The sequence below is a fragment of the Baaleninema simplex PCC 7105 genome, from assembly GCF_000332355.1.
GTDB classification, from domain to species: domain Bacteria; phylum Cyanobacteriota; class Cyanobacteriia; order Cyanobacteriales; family Geitlerinemataceae; genus Baaleninema; species Baaleninema simplex.
The window spans coordinates 93,300-108,501 of record NZ_KB235960.1 but is presented as its reverse complement, the minus strand read 5'-3'; the positions used below and the strand labels follow the sequence as shown (position 1 = coordinate 108,501).

General features: G+C 51.2%; 16 protein-coding genes and 1 pseudogene. 5 read left to right on the top strand and 12 right to left on the bottom strand.

All coding sequences use genetic code 11. The features are described 5' to 3' along the window. Nucleotides 1-48 precede the first annotated feature (48 nt). Complete coding sequence (locus tag GEI7105_RS0123985) at nt 49-1,242, bottom strand: eCIS core domain-containing protein (RefSeq protein ID WP_245555493.1); 1,194 nt, start codon at nt 1,240-1,242, stop codon at nt 49-51. Further along, nucleotides 1,172-1,513, bottom strand: coding sequence for a hypothetical protein (locus tag GEI7105_RS0123980; protein ID WP_017662944.1), 342 nt, complete (start codon nt 1,511-1,513; stop codon nt 1,172-1,174). The genes GEI7105_RS0123985 and GEI7105_RS0123980 overlap by 71 nt, the downstream gene beginning before the upstream one ends. A gap of 142 nt (nt 1,514-1,655) precedes the next feature. Between GEI7105_RS0123980 and GEI7105_RS39325 the strand changes: the two genes are divergently transcribed. Further along, nucleotides 1,656-2,183, top strand: coding sequence for a PAAR domain-containing protein (locus GEI7105_RS39325; protein ID WP_017662943.1), 528 nt, complete (start codon nt 1,656-1,658; stop codon nt 2,181-2,183). A gap of 158 nt (nt 2,184-2,341) precedes the next feature. Here GEI7105_RS39325 and GEI7105_RS32225 read toward each other — a convergent pair whose 3' ends face one another. The 9 genes from GEI7105_RS32225 to GEI7105_RS0123935 form a co-directional block, all read right to left on the bottom strand. Beyond that, nucleotides 2,342-3,466: a phage tail protein gene (locus GEI7105_RS32225; RefSeq protein ID WP_017662942.1), complete on the bottom strand. Its 1,125-nt coding sequence runs from the start codon at nt 3,464-3,466 to the stop codon at nt 2,342-2,344. Continuing rightward, nucleotides 3,463-5,841: a putative baseplate assembly protein gene (locus GEI7105_RS32220; protein WP_051044232.1), complete on the bottom strand. Its 2,379-nt coding sequence runs from the start codon at nt 5,839-5,841 to the stop codon at nt 3,463-3,465. The genes GEI7105_RS32225 and GEI7105_RS32220 overlap by 4 nt, the downstream gene beginning before the upstream one ends. Before the next feature lie 4 nt (nt 5,842-5,845). Then, nucleotides 5,846-6,265: a GPW/gp25 family protein gene (locus GEI7105_RS0123960; RefSeq protein ID WP_017662939.1), complete on the bottom strand. Its 420-nt coding sequence runs from the start codon at nt 6,263-6,265 to the stop codon at nt 5,846-5,848. A gap of 225 nt (nt 6,266-6,490) precedes the next feature. Next, nucleotides 6,491-6,700, bottom strand: a complete 210-nt coding sequence (locus GEI7105_RS40825) for a DUF6760 family protein (protein WP_071592133.1) — start codon at nt 6,698-6,700, stop codon at nt 6,491-6,493. Continuing rightward, complete coding sequence (locus tag GEI7105_RS0123955; RefSeq protein WP_017662938.1) at nt 6,631-7,023, bottom strand: hypothetical protein; 393 nt, start codon at nt 7,021-7,023, stop codon at nt 6,631-6,633. The genes GEI7105_RS40825 and GEI7105_RS0123955 overlap by 70 nt, the downstream gene beginning before the upstream one ends. A gap of 62 nt (nt 7,024-7,085) precedes the next feature. Further along, entirely contained in the window at nt 7,086-7,379 is a 294-nt protein-coding gene (locus tag GEI7105_RS0123950) for a hypothetical protein (RefSeq protein WP_017662937.1), read from the bottom strand. Nucleotides 7,380-7,400: 21 nt separating this feature from the next. Beyond that, on the bottom strand, nt 7,401-8,015 hold the full coding sequence (locus tag GEI7105_RS0123945; protein WP_017662936.1) for a phage tail protein: 615 nt from the start codon (nt 8,013-8,015) through the stop codon (nt 7,401-7,403). Nucleotides 8,016-8,032: 17 nt separating this feature from the next. Further along, nucleotides 8,033-8,491 carry a contractile injection system inner tube protein gene (locus GEI7105_RS0123940; RefSeq protein ID WP_017662935.1) on the bottom strand — a complete coding sequence of 153 codons (459 nt, stop codon included), beginning with the start codon at nt 8,489-8,491 and terminating at the stop codon, nt 8,033-8,035. A gap of 135 nt (nt 8,492-8,626) precedes the next feature. Next, nucleotides 8,627-10,282, bottom strand: coding sequence for a phage tail sheath family protein (locus GEI7105_RS0123935; RefSeq protein WP_026097927.1), 1,656 nt, complete (start codon nt 10,280-10,282; stop codon nt 8,627-8,629). 327 nt (nt 10,283-10,609) lie between these two features. On the opposite strand from GEI7105_RS0123935, the gene GEI7105_RS0123925 reads away from it, so the two are divergent. Then, nucleotides 10,610-11,914, top strand: a complete 1,305-nt coding sequence (locus GEI7105_RS0123925; protein WP_017662933.1) for a Pvc16 family protein — start codon at nt 10,610-10,612, stop codon at nt 11,912-11,914. Then, nucleotides 11,911-13,902, top strand: a complete 1,992-nt coding sequence (locus GEI7105_RS0123920; protein WP_017662932.1) for an ATP-binding protein — start codon at nt 11,911-11,913, stop codon at nt 13,900-13,902. Before GEI7105_RS0123925 ends, GEI7105_RS0123920 begins: the two co-directional genes overlap by 4 nt. A 50-nt stretch (nt 13,903-13,952) precedes the next feature. On the opposite strand, the gene GEI7105_RS0123915 is transcribed toward GEI7105_RS0123920, so the two are convergent. After that, entirely contained in the window at nt 13,953-14,381 is a 429-nt protein-coding gene (locus GEI7105_RS0123915; protein ID WP_017662931.1) for a helix-turn-helix domain-containing protein, read from the bottom strand. Nucleotides 14,382-14,519: 138 nt separating this feature from the next. Here GEI7105_RS0123915 and GEI7105_RS32210 point away from each other — a divergent pair. Continuing rightward, nucleotides 14,520-14,921 (top strand): annotated as a pseudogene (locus tag GEI7105_RS32210) (transposase); the annotation flags it as partial. Between the two features lie 95 nt (nt 14,922-15,016). Continuing rightward, the coding region (locus tag GEI7105_RS39545; RefSeq protein ID WP_017662930.1) for a hypothetical protein at nt 15,017-15,202 on the top strand (186 nt) is incomplete at its 3' end.

Here is a 15,202-nt window from a genome sequence, read left to right as displayed (position 1 = left end):
AATCCTTGTCAGTCAAGGGTTTTGCTTTTATTTTACCTTTTTTACCGTTTAAGTCCCGCTAGAAAAAACATCCTGCAAGTTTTGAACGGCGTCGCTCTCGCTCAAACGCTCTATGACCGATCGGATACCGTCGAGCTTGCCAACAAAAGCTTGACAGTCCTCGCCACCATCTTCAGTGGCTGTCTGAAGCTCGGTAAAAATGCTACTAAAGTCTTCTTGAAAGCCAACCACGGCTTCATCAATATTGGTACTTCCTAAAGCACTTTCAACCCATCCTTCCAAACCGGACTCAATTTCATCGCGAATCATACCGAGCGAGCCATCGTGCATCAATGCCGCCAGCTCTGGAGACAGACGCTCGACCATTTCGGGAAATGCATCTTCTCCGAGGTCTTTGAGGTCTTCAACGCGATCGCCAGCCCAGTCCACTCCATCTTCAACACGATCGCCAACCCATTCCGCACCATCCTCAAGACGATCGCCAGCCCAGTCCATACCACCTTTTAACTTTTTGCCAGCGTCTTCAAAAATCTCAAAGCCTTGAACCATAGGCTCTCCAGTCAGGCTCGGAGACATTTCAGCCTTCTGAACTGCAGACTCAGAGTCATCCCCAGTCGCTTTGCTGACCTTCCCTTTTTGCTGAATCGTATGGGCTAACTCGTGGGCAATCAGCTCCTTACCCGAACTCGACCCCGGATTGAACCGCCCCGAATTGAAAAAGACATCCTTTCCGTGGGTAAACGCCTTCGCACCCACATCGCGATTCATCTGCACTGAAGCGGCATCCGTATGCACCCGCACGCCACCAAAATCCGCGCCAAAGCGAGACTCCATAAAATCACGAGTCTCACTTGGCAAGGGACTACCTTGACCCTGCTGGCGCTTCAGCATCTGCTCGAAGCCACCGCCCGCTTGCTTTGCCTTACCAGACTTTTTCCCACCAGACGCACCACCACCCTTAAGCTGTACGCCCTGGCTAATTCCATCGGCGAGAGACTTGCTCTGTACATCCGTCGCCCCATCGCGATCGCCTGTTGCCGTGCGCTGAACCTTCTGGTTCCCTGCGCTCGGCTCCGGCATCTTCATTACCTGAGCCGCCATGTTGTCAGCTTCGCGCTCGTATTTGTCTCCGGGCTGGCCGATCGTCAGCTTGGTCTGGAAATCTAGATTCTCATTCTTTACGCTGCAGCACTTGAGCGGGAGGGTTGGCTTTCGCTTGAATGCCCCTTTCTTTGGCTTCACATCGATCGCACTTTGCTTGAACCTGTAACCCTTCCGCTTCAGCTCCCTCTTCCTCCTGCCGCTGGAGCCGAGTTTGGACGGGCATGGGGGAATCTAAAATGCTGAAACCGCCCGTGGGCAAGGTTGCGCCCGCTGCGGTACTCTTCTGAGACTGCCAGCCAAACAGATCGATCGCCCGATCGCCCGATCGCTCGCTATCTTTCTGTTTCGCCCAAGTTCTCGGCTGCATGGCCGAACTGGGCTTACGGAAAATCTGCGACTGGTCTCCCATGACTGGCAAAGTATGAAGCGAGTTCGGCGACACATTCTCGCCGCTCGGTCGAACTCAATTTACATCTGTCCGGCTCGGGGTCACAGAGCCAATTTGAAGTATCTGGCAACTTGAGAACCGCAACTTAAAAGCCTGGGATGCTGTGTCGCTGAAAGCTTGCCAAAATCAAAATACTATTAAAATACTATTTGAGCTGGATCGATTACAAGATCACCGCAATTGTAATCGGCTCACTCAAAAATCACAAGGCAATCGATACATTTCTTCAGTCGATTTTTTAGGGCGATCGCCTAAACTGGGTGCAAGCGACCCGCTCGCTGCGGGCGACGTTCTATTCATCTCTAAAGTATTCCTAAAACTTGCTATGACTTTTCCTGCTGCTCGCGTGGGCGATATAACCGTTACCGCAGATGCCGTATTACCTCCCGGTGTCCCCAACGTCCTCATTGGCAAACAACCCGCTGCCACGGTTGGCAACCCTGTGATGGGGCCAGTCATCAATGCCGGACCCGGCGTGATTGTCAGTGGTAGTGCAACCGTGAAGATCTGCGGTCTTCCAGCGGCGCGTGTTACCTCAGCAGTCACAGGCGCAACCATAACGCCCGGTGGTCCGGTTCCCGTAGCAACGACCATTCAAACCGGTTGTCCGACCGTTCTCATCGGCGGCTGATACTTCACATCCTTTAAGCTAGGTTTCAAGAAGTCTTCACCCCATCCCCCCTTAGCCCCCCTTCGCCCCCCTTTCAAAGGGGGGTTGGGGGGCTAGAGGGGCTTATCTCAGTGCTAACCTACCGTCACCAGCTACATCGTCACAGCGCCAAATCGAGATTAGGGGCGATCGCCCTCCTCGCGGTCTGCCGGTGTTGGTTGTACTGGGGGTGCGATCGCCAAATTGTAAGTGCAAAATGCCGGTTTACACCGCTCGATAACGTCTTGCACTAGCGGTTCGTCTATCTCCATCCCCGCAGGTGGGCGTAACACCACGGTAAAGTGATAGGCGCGTCCCGCGCCCAACGTCGAATCGATGCCTAACTCGGTGTTGCCCAGGCGGAAACCGCGATTGAAGACTTCTTGAATCTCGATATGCGCGTCATCTAAGGGTAGCCCAGTGTAAAGATGGAGATACAGTCGCAATCCCGCCCGCGTTCCGTGCCAGCGATAGAGATTCACTGCATGGCGAATCAGTTGGCGGTTCTGGCTGGTGGTCAATCGCGGGTCGATTTGCCAACCCACCCAATGGGCGAGAAAGGGTAACAGTGCCTCGGGCGCCATGCGGGGGTCGAGATACGCCCAGAGCAGGCCGTGGGTGGTGACGGTGGGCGAAAAGGCTTCCTCCAAAATTTTTATAAACCGTTCGAGGAAGTCGTTCGCTTGGAAAATTCCCGGTAGCCAGCTAAAGTACAGGCTCAACGGACGAAATTGCAGCGAAAACGCCTGTCGGTTGGCAAGTTGTCGCCCGAAATCCTCCCCAGACGCTTCAACGCGCAGCTCTAGCGGGTAATCTAACTTGAGCTGCGGTCGAGCTGCTGTCACGGCTTGCGAGGACTCGAAGAAATCTTTGGGCAAGTAGAAAAATAAATACCAGCATTCGGTGGTGTTGGGTTGCACGTCGGACAGGGTAAGTTGAGGCAGTGCCATAGAGGTTTCAGGCAGCTTGTCGAGTCCGAGTTGATAGGGGTCGCTGTGTTGGTGCCAGCCGCAAAAACATCCAGCCGGTAAAGTCAGGGAATTTTGTAGGTTTAAATGAAGTTTTAGAGGCGATCGCCAATTGTGCTTCAACAACACCATCACCGAGCGAAAAGCCCCCGGTTCTACAACCAGAGTTTGCGTTTCAACGATGGCGATATTGTCCCGCGACAGTAAGGGGGCATCGGACTGAGGCCGGGGTGATTGCTGGGGACGGAGTTGCAAGGCAACTGTGGGCTGAAATTGCTGGGATTTCGCTAACGTCATCGTAGAGGGGGCTGGTACTGCTCGAAACCGTTGAGGAAATAGATATCGTGATCGGTAAAGCGGGTGGCGTCGCTGGCTACTGGAGACTGGCTAGCAGGACGGTTTGCCCAGGAACACACCACGCAGGTCTGGGGAATTTTAATCGTATCTGTTTCCGTGCTTTGCCAGTGCCATTCCTCACGTTCGTCTTGCGTGCCTGGACGTTTTTCAAAACGGAGCAGTTCGATATCGAGAACGGAACTCACTCCGGCTACTTTTTGGCAACAGTCAGCAATCTCGTAGCGATGGACGGAAGCCCCAAAGTTCCAGCCTGTCTGCTGGACGCCCCCAGCCACGGGATTGAGAAAGGTATACAGCGCCGTTTTTAGGGCTTTTTCGGCTTCTTCTTGCAGTTTCTGACTTTCTGCATATTCCGGGCTTAGCACGATCTGGACTCGCACCTTCACGCCCACGTAGTCGGGTTCGCGCACTTCGACGTTCACGCCGAGGAGTTTGCGATCGTCGAGTTCGGCTTGCAGGCGATCGCGCACTTGTTTGTCTAGGGTAAACTGCCTCGGCTCCATTCCCTTCGAGAAATCGTCAGGATAGGCCACCGCTGGCACCACCAGGAGTTCGACCTTACCCGGAATTTTCGTTTCCATGACATCGAGACAGCGAACTCGTGCCACATCCTGAAATTGGTTGAGGATATATTCAAAGTCTTCTCGCGTGACTGCCCGTTCGCGCGATCGCAACCAGGCCGGAACCCGCATCACAGCATCTTCTAAGGATTCGCTTTGGGTACCCCCGAGGGCAGGTTTGGCGTTGACGACGTTTCTCACATAAGGAGACGCTTGCATTAACTTGGTCAGGGTTCCAGCTTTCACGTTGCCACGTTTGCCCCCTCCCCAGCGGTAACGGGTGATATAAATTTCGTGACCCTTGGGCGGAATCGCTCCGTACTGTCGTTCGCCGCGACGGTCGAGGGGTTCGGGGGTGGTGCTAGGAAAATAGCGATCGATATCCCGCACTCGCCCGTTGGCGTAGCTGTCGTGGGGTTGGCGAATAGCACGCTGGAGGGTTTGTCCTTGCAGTTCGCCGGGTTCGAGAATCGTCGGCCCGAACTGAACGATTCCCGTGCGATCGTCGATGGTGTAATGCCGAGCCTCGGGGGATGATTCGGCAAAATCGTTGACCTCTTGCCAGCGATAGGCGTCCCAGTCTTCGTGTAAGTCGGCCTGAAGTGGGGTTCCCGGCGGACAAACGACGACATATTCTTCTTCGCTGCGTTTGAGTACGGGACGAGCCTGAAGGGGGAATCGCTGTCCTGGGGTTCCATCACTGATTCCCAGGAGTTCGGGTTCGCGAATCCAAGCACATTGGCTGGCGATGACGGTTCCGCCGATGGCTCGCACGGACAATCCCGTAATGCGCGGCGATCGCATGTAGCGATAGGGGGCTTCGGGGGGGAGTTCGTGAATGCAGCGAATCCAGTAGCCCGTGTAGTCGGTGTTGAAGTTGACGGGTTCCCAGGTCACGGGGAGATGTAACTTTACATCGGCTTCGGGGGTGCTGTCGAAGTTAAAGCCGTCGGTATAGTCGTCGGCTTCCTGAGCCAGAATATCTTGCCAACATTGATTGCGTTCGTCCCAAGCTTGCCAACGACGAGGGGGATGGTTGGGATTACTCCCCGTTCCGCCTGCTGGTTCTCCGCGAAACGAGATCGCCAGGACGTTCCCACGCAAGGGATGTTCGATGCGATCGTTGTCGTTGGGTCGAGCGTAATGTTCGAGAACTAAATAAAAACAACTATTGACTTGAGCGCCGGGAAACAGTTCGGTCGCAGCGAAATTGTTTGTCCAACGCCCCGTCTCCTGGTCTTTTTGCCAGTTGATGGCGAGACGATCCGAGCCGAGAAAGACAGCGTTAATCGGTCGCTCGGGCAATCGATCCACCTGGGAAACGGCGAACAGATGTTTAATATGAGGCGTACCGATCGCTAAATCTTCATCGGTGCTAAAGATAATGGATTCTTCGCCCTCCGTGCGTTCGGTGGCTACTTCCGCGCCCGCCTCGATGATGTAGGCGAACTGACGCTCGCGGGAGAGATAAAACGTTAACTCAGTGCGGGCGGGCGTTGGCGGTTGCAAGCGAATGCCGAGCAGTTCTAGGAAGGCGACGTAATTGCGGCGGGGAACCTGGTTGAAGCGCATCAACATTTGATCGGTCAGCCAAGCGAACAGTTCGACGATGGTAATGCCGGGATCGCTGGGGTTGTGATGCGTCCACTCGGGACAGTAGCGGGGAATGCGGAGCAAGCACTCCTGCATGAGATCGTTGAAGCCGCGATCGTCGAGGTCGGATTTGGGAAGATTGGGCAGAAAGTCAAAATCCATGGCGCTACTCGGATTGGGGTTCCATGTAGAACGGATAAACCATACTTCGCGTGTCGTAGAGGTTGCTGGAGTCGCGAAGTTGATAGGTGATGGTCAGCGAGACTTTCCCTTCGAGGGGATCGGGTTCGGCCATGATGTTACGAACGATAATGCGCGGTTCCCACATTTCTAGAGCTTCTTCGACGCGCAATCTCAGTTCCAGGAGCGTATTGCGATTGAGTGGCTGAAAGACGAGTTCGGACAGACGCGAACCAAATTCGGGACGATAGACACGTTCCCCAATTTGGGTTCCGAGGATAATGCGAATGGATTCTTGAATATTGGCGTGATAGCTACTGACTTTGAGGTTGCCTTGGAGGTTAATCTGCAAGGGAAAGGCAATACCGGAACCAATATAATCGCGAGCGTTCGGATTCGATACCACAATGGCTAAATGCTGAACAACACTGGGACAAGAGGCAAGTGGGTACCTCGATTAATTCAAGTTGATTGAGAAATCGGCTATATTCTCGAGAATTGGCAACGAGATTTTAAGGGTTTCAGCCATTAGAGTTTGAGCCAGAATTAATGTTTCGAGGTACCCAAGTAACAGTTGAATAGCTTGCCAGTTTGGGGGCGATCGCCTATCGGTCTGAGGCTGACTCCCAACTTACATCGAGGCTGTGTTACCTTTCTGTTTGAAAATCTGGGCAACCCACAGCCGGCGATCGCGATGCTCCAAGTTTAAGATTTCCTCTAAAGACCAATGAAAATTCAAAGCAATAATGGCTACCTCCTCGTGCAACTGCGCTAAGGGGTAGCCAGTGGCTCCCCCGCGTTGCTTAAATCTACGCGCACGTCCTTTTGACAGTGAGGACATTGTACGGTGGCATGGGGGTGTCCTTTTTGATTGACTTGATTGTAAAGTTCGCAAAGATAAGCGAGATCGACGGTAAAGAGATTTTCGAGTTCTTGGGGTTCGAGATGCGAGCGATCGCCCAATCGAGCGATGGTTCGCGACAAACGCACGAGCGTAGCATAGGCGGGATTTTCTTGAACTCTCGGATCTTTCGCTGCCATCGTTTCGTCGCGAGCCGTGGCCAGGCGAATTTTCCCTTTCCGGTGAAGATTGCCCTGGCTATCTAGTAATCCTTTAGGTAAGACAAAATCAAATATCGTTTGAGAACTTGAAAAATCTTGCATTGGCTTGGAAGATTAAGTCAGCTACCTCTATTTTTTGCAATTTCTGAAAGACTCAGTAACGCTTATTCTTTGATGTCATTAATTTGGCGATACAAATCCTGTAAGTAGTTGAGATCGCACGCATACAAATTTTCGATCACAGTCGGAGAAATATCTTCGATCGCACCTAATCGTGTAATGGTTCGTGCCAGAATAATGACGGTCGAATAAGCTGCATTCGCCTTGACGCGAGGATCTCGCATCGGGGCAATTTCATCGATGGCTTTGGCTAAACGCATGATGCCTTTGCGGTGCAAGTTACCATCCGCATCGACATATCCTTTTGGTAACGTAAATTCAAACTCGGTTTGAAACATTAATTTCTAGACGTTCGGCATTTAAGCAGGTGGTACGCGAACGAAGCTTTCCACAGCTAGTTCGAGTTCTTCAATTTCAATGTCGCTACTACCCGCACTGAGATCGGCGATTTGATAGCGAGTCGGCCAGGCTCGCAGAAACTCGAATCGCGCTCGTTCTTGACCGGCTTGGTCGTAAATCGACAGCGACCCGTCGAGTCTTTGGTCGGCCCACTTGCCTTCACTCACAGCAGCAAACCACTGCCACAGGGTCTGCGACTGCGTCATTCCTCGTTTTAAAACGATATTGCTAGTTTTCAGACTTCCGGGGACTTTCGTACGTTGTAGGCGACCGTAACGTGCGGATTTGCTGCCCCACCGCTGAGGCGTGACCTCGCAGACTTCGACCACCTCTTGGGTGGTGCTTCCGCCTTGGCAGTCGCTAAAAATTGCATCGACTTCACTGTCGCTACCGCGAACTTTTAACTCGACATAAAATCGCGAGGCGGTTAAGCGTTCGATAAAACCGCCTGGCGGCGCAATGGGTTGATTTTGACTTGGCATGGCGATCGCGTTGGTGACAAAACTCCAGCAGAAGAACAAAACGGAGAGAGGAAAGGTCAGCCAATCGGTTAGGGTTCGATCTGACCTTCCCATCCTCTCGTGAGTAACGGCTATTGAACGCGTTTGATGCCCTCGTGAACGATTTCTAACGTTTCGTTCGCCATGTTGTTGTCCCCTGCCGTAAATTGAGGTCCTTCATATTTACAGGGGTAGGCATTAATCACTTCCCATCGGGCTTGCATATTCCCCGCTTGGTCGTAAGCACTCACGGAAGCAGCTCGGCGATTTTCCGACCAGCTCGAAGCCCCGCCATCGTTAGTATTACAGTCTTGATACCAACGATATAAATCTAAGTCAGTCGTGGCGATGACTTTGACGGTCACGTTCGTAAACTTCTCGTTGGTGGGGGTGGCTTGGCGGAGTTTGACGCCACCTTTACCTGAGCCTAAAACACCACCGTCGCCAGCGACTGGGGACTCCACGGATAGCCCCGCAACTTCTAAGATTTGCTTTTCAGCCACGCCGTCGGCTTCAAAGTAAAACCGACAACTTGTTAAGAGTTCAGCCACAGTATTTATCTCCTAGCTGCAAAAAATCCATAAACAACTTACAACTGACCGAATTCGGAAAGGAAGCTCACGCCAGTCAACTTCCTTTCACGTTTCCTTAAGCTACACTGAAACGATGCAGTTTAACACTTGAGTTTACTGGGTCGGATCCCACTGACTAATGCGGAAGACGACAAACTCTGCCGGACGAACTGGGCAAATACCAACCTCAATAAACAGTCGCCCTAGTTTCATCGTTTCAGGGGTGTTTAATTCGCCGTCACATTTTACGTAGAATGCTTCGTCTGGGGTACTGCCAAACAACGCCCCACTGCGCCATAGTCGTTCGAGAAAGTTACGAACAGTTCGCGTCACTCGCGCCCACAGGTCGGCATCGTTTGGCTCGAAAACTGCCCATTGGGTTCCAGACTGAATCGAACGTTCGATATAGCTCATCAGACGGCGCACGCTGATGTAACGCCATTGCACGTCATCGGTTTCAACCAACGTCCGCGCCCCCCAAATTTTAATGCCACGACCGGGAAACGCGCGGATGCAGTTAATCCCTTTAGGGTTGAGATATTCCTGTTCGCGGAAGTTCACGTCGTAGGACAAATCGATGACACCACGAGGGGTCACGTTAGCCGGTGCTTTATGAATGCCTCGGGTTTCGTCGGTTTGGCACCAAACGCCCATCATATGACCGCAAGGGGGAACAGCAATGGGACGGCCGTTATTACGAGGGTTGGGAACTTCTAGCCAGGGATAGTACAAGGCGGCAAATTGCGATCGCCGTCCCCAATTTTCAAGCCAGTCTGCCGCTTCTTGGGGAGTTTGTCCCGGCAGCGGATCGAGAACGACCATTCGATAGGGAGGATTCGGAGAGGCGTTTTCGCAACCCGTAATCATCATTTCCATCAAGCCTTTGACTTGCTGGGTATCGAGATAACCTTTTTCGTATGCCATCATCAGGTCGGGACAGGCAATCGTCGCGACTTCATCGATCTCAAACAGCCCTTGCAAGCCCGTGCGCTTTTTACGCATCCCGTACATATGGTTGTGAAGCTTAGCCTCCTCGTAGACCACGGGTGGCAAGCTAACTTCATATCGCCCATCACTCGGACGCATGGCTAACGGCAGACCCTCTTCAGCCAGAATTTCAACGTCTAGGTCTACAGCATCTCGTAAGGCTTCTGCGACATAGGTTCCGGTTTCACCCGGTTCCGGGTTCATCGTCAAGTGGCGATACTCTTGTTTGCGCTCGGAACCGTTGTCAGATTCGCCTCCCTCCGTTTTCACGGTCAGTTGAAAGTATTCACCGGTATCGAAAGGTTCTTCGTCTGAATTCTCGGGCTGATAAGGTTCGTCCGGCGCGATCTCTATGACAATTTTGCTCTGACTTTGAGCGTCTTTTCGCTTAAAGCGCAGACTCTCGCGCTTGCTCGATGTCGTGACCGTTAAGCTAATGGCTTCGTCGTTGGGAGCTGGCTCTTTGCCTGGCTGATGGGGAAGCTGCGTACCCAGGCTGACCACCCAGCAGCGACCGCCTCCATTATCGAACCAGCCTTTAATGGAAAAGGGTAAATAAGCTCCAAAGTCGGTGAAACCGTCAGAGCCTGGCTCGGCGAAATTTTCGAGATACTGCTCCCAACTCGTGATGAGTTGAGGGGTAAAGGGTTTAGCTTTGCCTCGTATAGCTTCCGTAAAGCCGACGAAGCCTGCCACACTCATGCTGACGCCTTCGATGGGGCGACTGCCACGATTGACTTCTTCGATGTAGACACCAGGGGCAAAATAATCAAGTCTTGCCACTATGTTCTTCTCCCACTTTCTTGAGTTCTAGGTTTGAACTAGGGGGTTACAGGGCTGTAATCCCCCAGTCAGATTGGGGATTTCCCTCAAAGATGGGAAACCTTCATAATATATATCGGAACCATCCCTATATATATCGGAACTATCCCTCCATTTTTTCGGCGATCGCGCTGAATTGTAATCAAACTTAATAATATCAGGGATTTTTGACAATGGAAAATTTTCGGGATTACGGATGAGATGAAGGGTTGATTTTGTGACCGGCTATAGCCTACAACAAGAAAAAGTGCTACTAATGTTTCATAAAATTACCAGAAGTCATTTATTGTGAGTAATTATTTAGCGATCGCCACCGTCACTGCTGTCCTCCAACAAATTCTTCAAGAAACTGTAGAAACAGATCTTCCAGGAGCGCAGGTCACAACCGTTCGACCCGACCAAAAACAGGGGATCGATCTCGATAAGCCAGGCATCAATCTTTACCTTTACCAAGTTAGCCCTAACCCTGCCTGGCGAAATTCCGATTTACGTACGCGACGCCCGAAAGGAGATTTAAGCAAACAACGTCAAGCTGGACTAGACTTACATTATCTTTTAACTTTTTATGGAGACGAACGAGAGCTAATTCCACAGCGGCTGCTGGGAAGTGCGGTGCGAAGTCTCGTCGATCTACCAGTACTAAATCCCGATATCCTGCGGCGCTACACCCGTCGCAATCAAATGCTTGCCTCAAGCTATAGTTACCTGGCCGAATCCGATTTAGCCGATCAAGTTCAAAGAGTTCGACTCATGCCGAGCAACATTACTACAGAAGATCTTTCGCGAATTTGGTCGGTCTTTTTTCAAACACCTTATTCTCTATCTTTGGCTTATCAAGGCACTGTTATCTTAATTGAAGGCGATCGCGCTGGAGAAAAAGGACTGCCACTCCGTCGTCCGCCTTCGATTTCTGTCGCACCACAAATTCCCAAAATTGAAAGTGTTGCTTTTTTAGAACCGGGCGGTGACCTGACACCCCTCGAACGAATTGCAAATCAAATTGTAGCTAGAGGAACTTTAGTTATAAAAGGGCAGCAATTACTCGGCGATCGCACCTATTTACAAATCGGTCAAACCTTACTTACCCCGCATCAAATGAGCGATGGAGAATTACAGCTAGATTTAGAGAACTTAAATAGAACAGAAGCCGAAGGGATTCAGGCGGGTGTCGCCGGGTTAAAAGTGGTTCAAACCCAAAGTATCGGCAACCATAGCGTATCGCAAAGCCGGGTTTCTTCTAATGTCGTTCCTTTAGCCATTTGTCCGACTGTGACCACCGATGAGACCTTAGAACTGGAGAATATCGATGAAAATGAATATGGCTTATACTCAGGGGTTTTAACTGTGGGCTTAGATGTTTGGGTCGAGAGCAACCAACAAGCATTTGTGCTTCTGAATAGCTTGGAAACGGAGAAAGCTTATGTATTTCGCCAAATCTCTTCCTCTAGCCGAACGCGAGAACCTCAATTCCAAATTGAAGGTGTTGTCGCCGGAGAATATTTAGTTCGAGTTCAGGTTGATGGTGCAGAAAGTCGTCTGAACATCAATCCCACAACCGATCGCTATGACAGTCCTAAATTAGTTGTGTCATGACTTTACAAAACGCCGTAACCTCCTTGATGGCCGATATCGAGGAAATGCGCCTACGCTTGCAACAATACATCGAGCAAGGGAAGGGACAGTCTGAGGGGGCGATCGTCACATCCAGCCCAATCCAAAAATCCACACCCTCGACCCTCGACGAACTAGCCCGAAAACTGAAGCTGACAGAATTCGAGCGTCAAATCCTCTTACTCTGTGTCAGCGTCGAACTCGACTGGCAAGTCTTGCGGCTTTGTGCGGAGGCTCAAGAACATCTCAATCGCACCTATCCCACATTTGGCTTAGCCTTTGCCCTATTTCCCGAACTCAAACATTGGAGTGCAACCAAACCCCCTGCTCCCCTCAGACATTGGGAGTTGATTAGCGTGCGCCCGGAAACGACCCTGATGACCAACCCCCTGCACGTAAGTGAATGGGTGGTTCACTACTTAATGGGAGAAATTTACCTACCCGAAGATCTCGTCGGTGTCGTCAGTCAACTCGAAGTCGAAGACAGCGAGTTCGATCTGCCACCCTCTCAGCAAACCCTCGTCGAACGGTTACAGCACTTATGGCAGGATGCTGCGAAGTTGCCTATCGTACAGTTGTGCGGCGATCGCGTGACGGGGCGATCGGTGGTTCAGCGAACTTGCCAACGCTTCGGACGCCAGATCTACCGCTTGTCTCCAGAATTTTTACCCGTTGCTCCCGACGATCTCGATCGCCTGTTGCGACTGTGGGAGCGTCAAGCCAAACTGACTCAGGGTGTCTTGTTACTCGAACACGAGGCGGCCGCTGTCGAACGAGATCCAGCCAAACACAACGCCACCTTGTACTGGTTCGATCGCGTCACCTCTGCCCTCGTTGTGAGTACGTCGGGCCGTCTTCCAGAGCGACATCGTCCCCTCGTCACCTTTGACGTACCCAAGCTGTCTCTGGCAGAACAACGACAAGTCTGGCAAACGGCGATCGCCAAAACCTGGACTGGTTTAGAGCCACAGCAACTCACTGAGGGGATTAATCACCTCATCAACCAATTCGATCTCAGCCTTCCCGCCATCGAGGCCGCCTGTCAGGGAACGGCGAGTCAGTTTGTAGAGGGTTCCCCGAGTGCATCGCAAGCCATCTCCGCACTCTGGGAAAGTTGCCGGACCCTCGCTCGCCCACAAATGGGCGATCTGGCGCAACCGTTAGAAGTGTCCGCTACCTGGGACGATCTCGTGTTACCCGATCGCTGCAAGCAGATTTTGCAAGACACCATCGCCCAAGTTCGACATCGAGCAACGGTCTACGAATCTTGGGGATTTGCCGCCAAAAGCCGACGCGGGTTAGGGGCAACGGCTTTGTTTTACGGCCCCAGTGGAACCGGAAAAACCATGGCCGCAGAGGTGTTAGCACGCGAGTTACATCTCGATCTCTATCGCATCGATCTTAGTTCTGTGGTCAGTAAATATATCGGCGAAACGGAAGAGAATCTCAGAAAAGTCTTCGATGCGGCCGAAGCCAGCGGTGCGATTTTGCTCTTCGACGAAGCCGATGCCCTATTTGGCAAACGTTCCGAGGTCAAAGACAGTCAAGACCGACACGCCAACATTGAAGTGAGCTACCTATTGCAGCGAATGGAGGACTATCAGGGCTTGGCGATTTTGACCACCAACCTTAAAGATGCTTTAGATGCCGCCTTTATGCGTCGCCTGCGATTCATTGTCGAGTTTCCCTTTCCCGATGCCAAGCAACGGCGTCATATTTGGCAAAATGCCTTTCCCGAGCAATTACCCACTCAGATCGACAAAGATAAAGATGTTCGCAAGTTGGCGAAGTTAAACGTGGCCGGGGGTAACATCCGCAGTGTGGCTTTGAACGCTGCCTTTTTAGCCGCCGACGACGAGGAGCGATCGCTCAGCATGGAGCATCTGCTGAGAGCTGCTCAACTCGAAGCTTTGAAGCTCGAACGACCATTGACGGATGCAGAAATTCGCGGTTGGGTCGTGGAAGAGTAAGGGAGAACGGGAAATTGACATACTCCCCAGCCTGAAGGCGTGGGGATTCTTTACGCTTCATTGAGTTGTGCTACCGAAGTAGTCTGACCATCTCTCGACGTACATTTAAGGTCGTGCCGATGCCCCATGCCGACTGCTGATTGGCTATTAGTCCGTTTTTTAAACTTAGGATAACCAACTTTACGACCTTTCCTTTTGCCTTTACAAGAACCAAAAAAGTTCTTAAAAGCTGTCTCTAGATCGGCTACAGACTGTTGTAAAAGTATGTTTGATACCTCGCTCAACCACGCCCTAGCTTCAGTCTTTTTTGCCTGAGCGATCGCTATTTTTTGGAGTTCGGACGACTTAGGTTTTTTCTCAGATTGTTTGCAGATAGCCAAAGCATCGTTATAGACAACACGAACACAGCCGAATAAACAAGCTAAGCTCTGCTTTTGTTGGTCTGTTGGATAAAAACGATATTGGTATCTGGCTTTCATTAGTTTGTCACCCTTAATTAGGGCTTGCTGAAAAGAAGTGAAAAGCTTACGACGTAAGGCTTAGAGGAGTCTTGACGTGGCTTCGAGAACCCGAAAAAGAGGTAAAATTGGAAATTCCCGTGCATCCGGCAAGAAAAAATGTATCGAAAATCACAAAATCCTGACGCGCCCGAAGAAGCCTTTGAACTTCCTTTTGAAGGCAAGTTGTGTGAAGAAAATCGTTGGGTAATTTTGGCGAACCTCATTCCCTGGGCAGAATTTGAGGAAGAATATGCCCAGAATTTTTCTGAGGAAATGGGAGCGCCAGCGAAACCGTTTCGGATGGCACTGGGAGCCTTAATTATTAAAGAAAAATTAGGGGATAAGCGACCGAGAAACTGTCGAACAAATTAAAGAAAACCCTTACCTACAGTATTTTATCGGGGAAAGAGTTATCGAAACGAAGCGCCTTTCGATCCTTCAATGATGGTTCATTTTCGGCAAAGGATTGGTCGCTCTCTACTTCAAAAAATAAATCGAAGAATTGTCCGACAAGCTCGAGGATTTCAACGGGAGGAATCTAGTGCAGCGTCAACTCTAAGAATTAGGGTTAACGGGAGTATTGAGGTAATCTGTAGGGAGCGAGCCGGAGTCCCATGCAGAAAAAATACATTGTGCGCCTGACAGCAGAAGAGCGTCATCAGCTACAGGCAGTGATTAAGAAACTCAATGGTAGTAGCCAAAAAGTACGTCGAGCGCAGATCTTGCTGAAAGCGGATGCAGACGGGCCAAACTGGACTGACCAGCAGATAGCTGAGGCGTTCGATTGCCGCACGAAGACG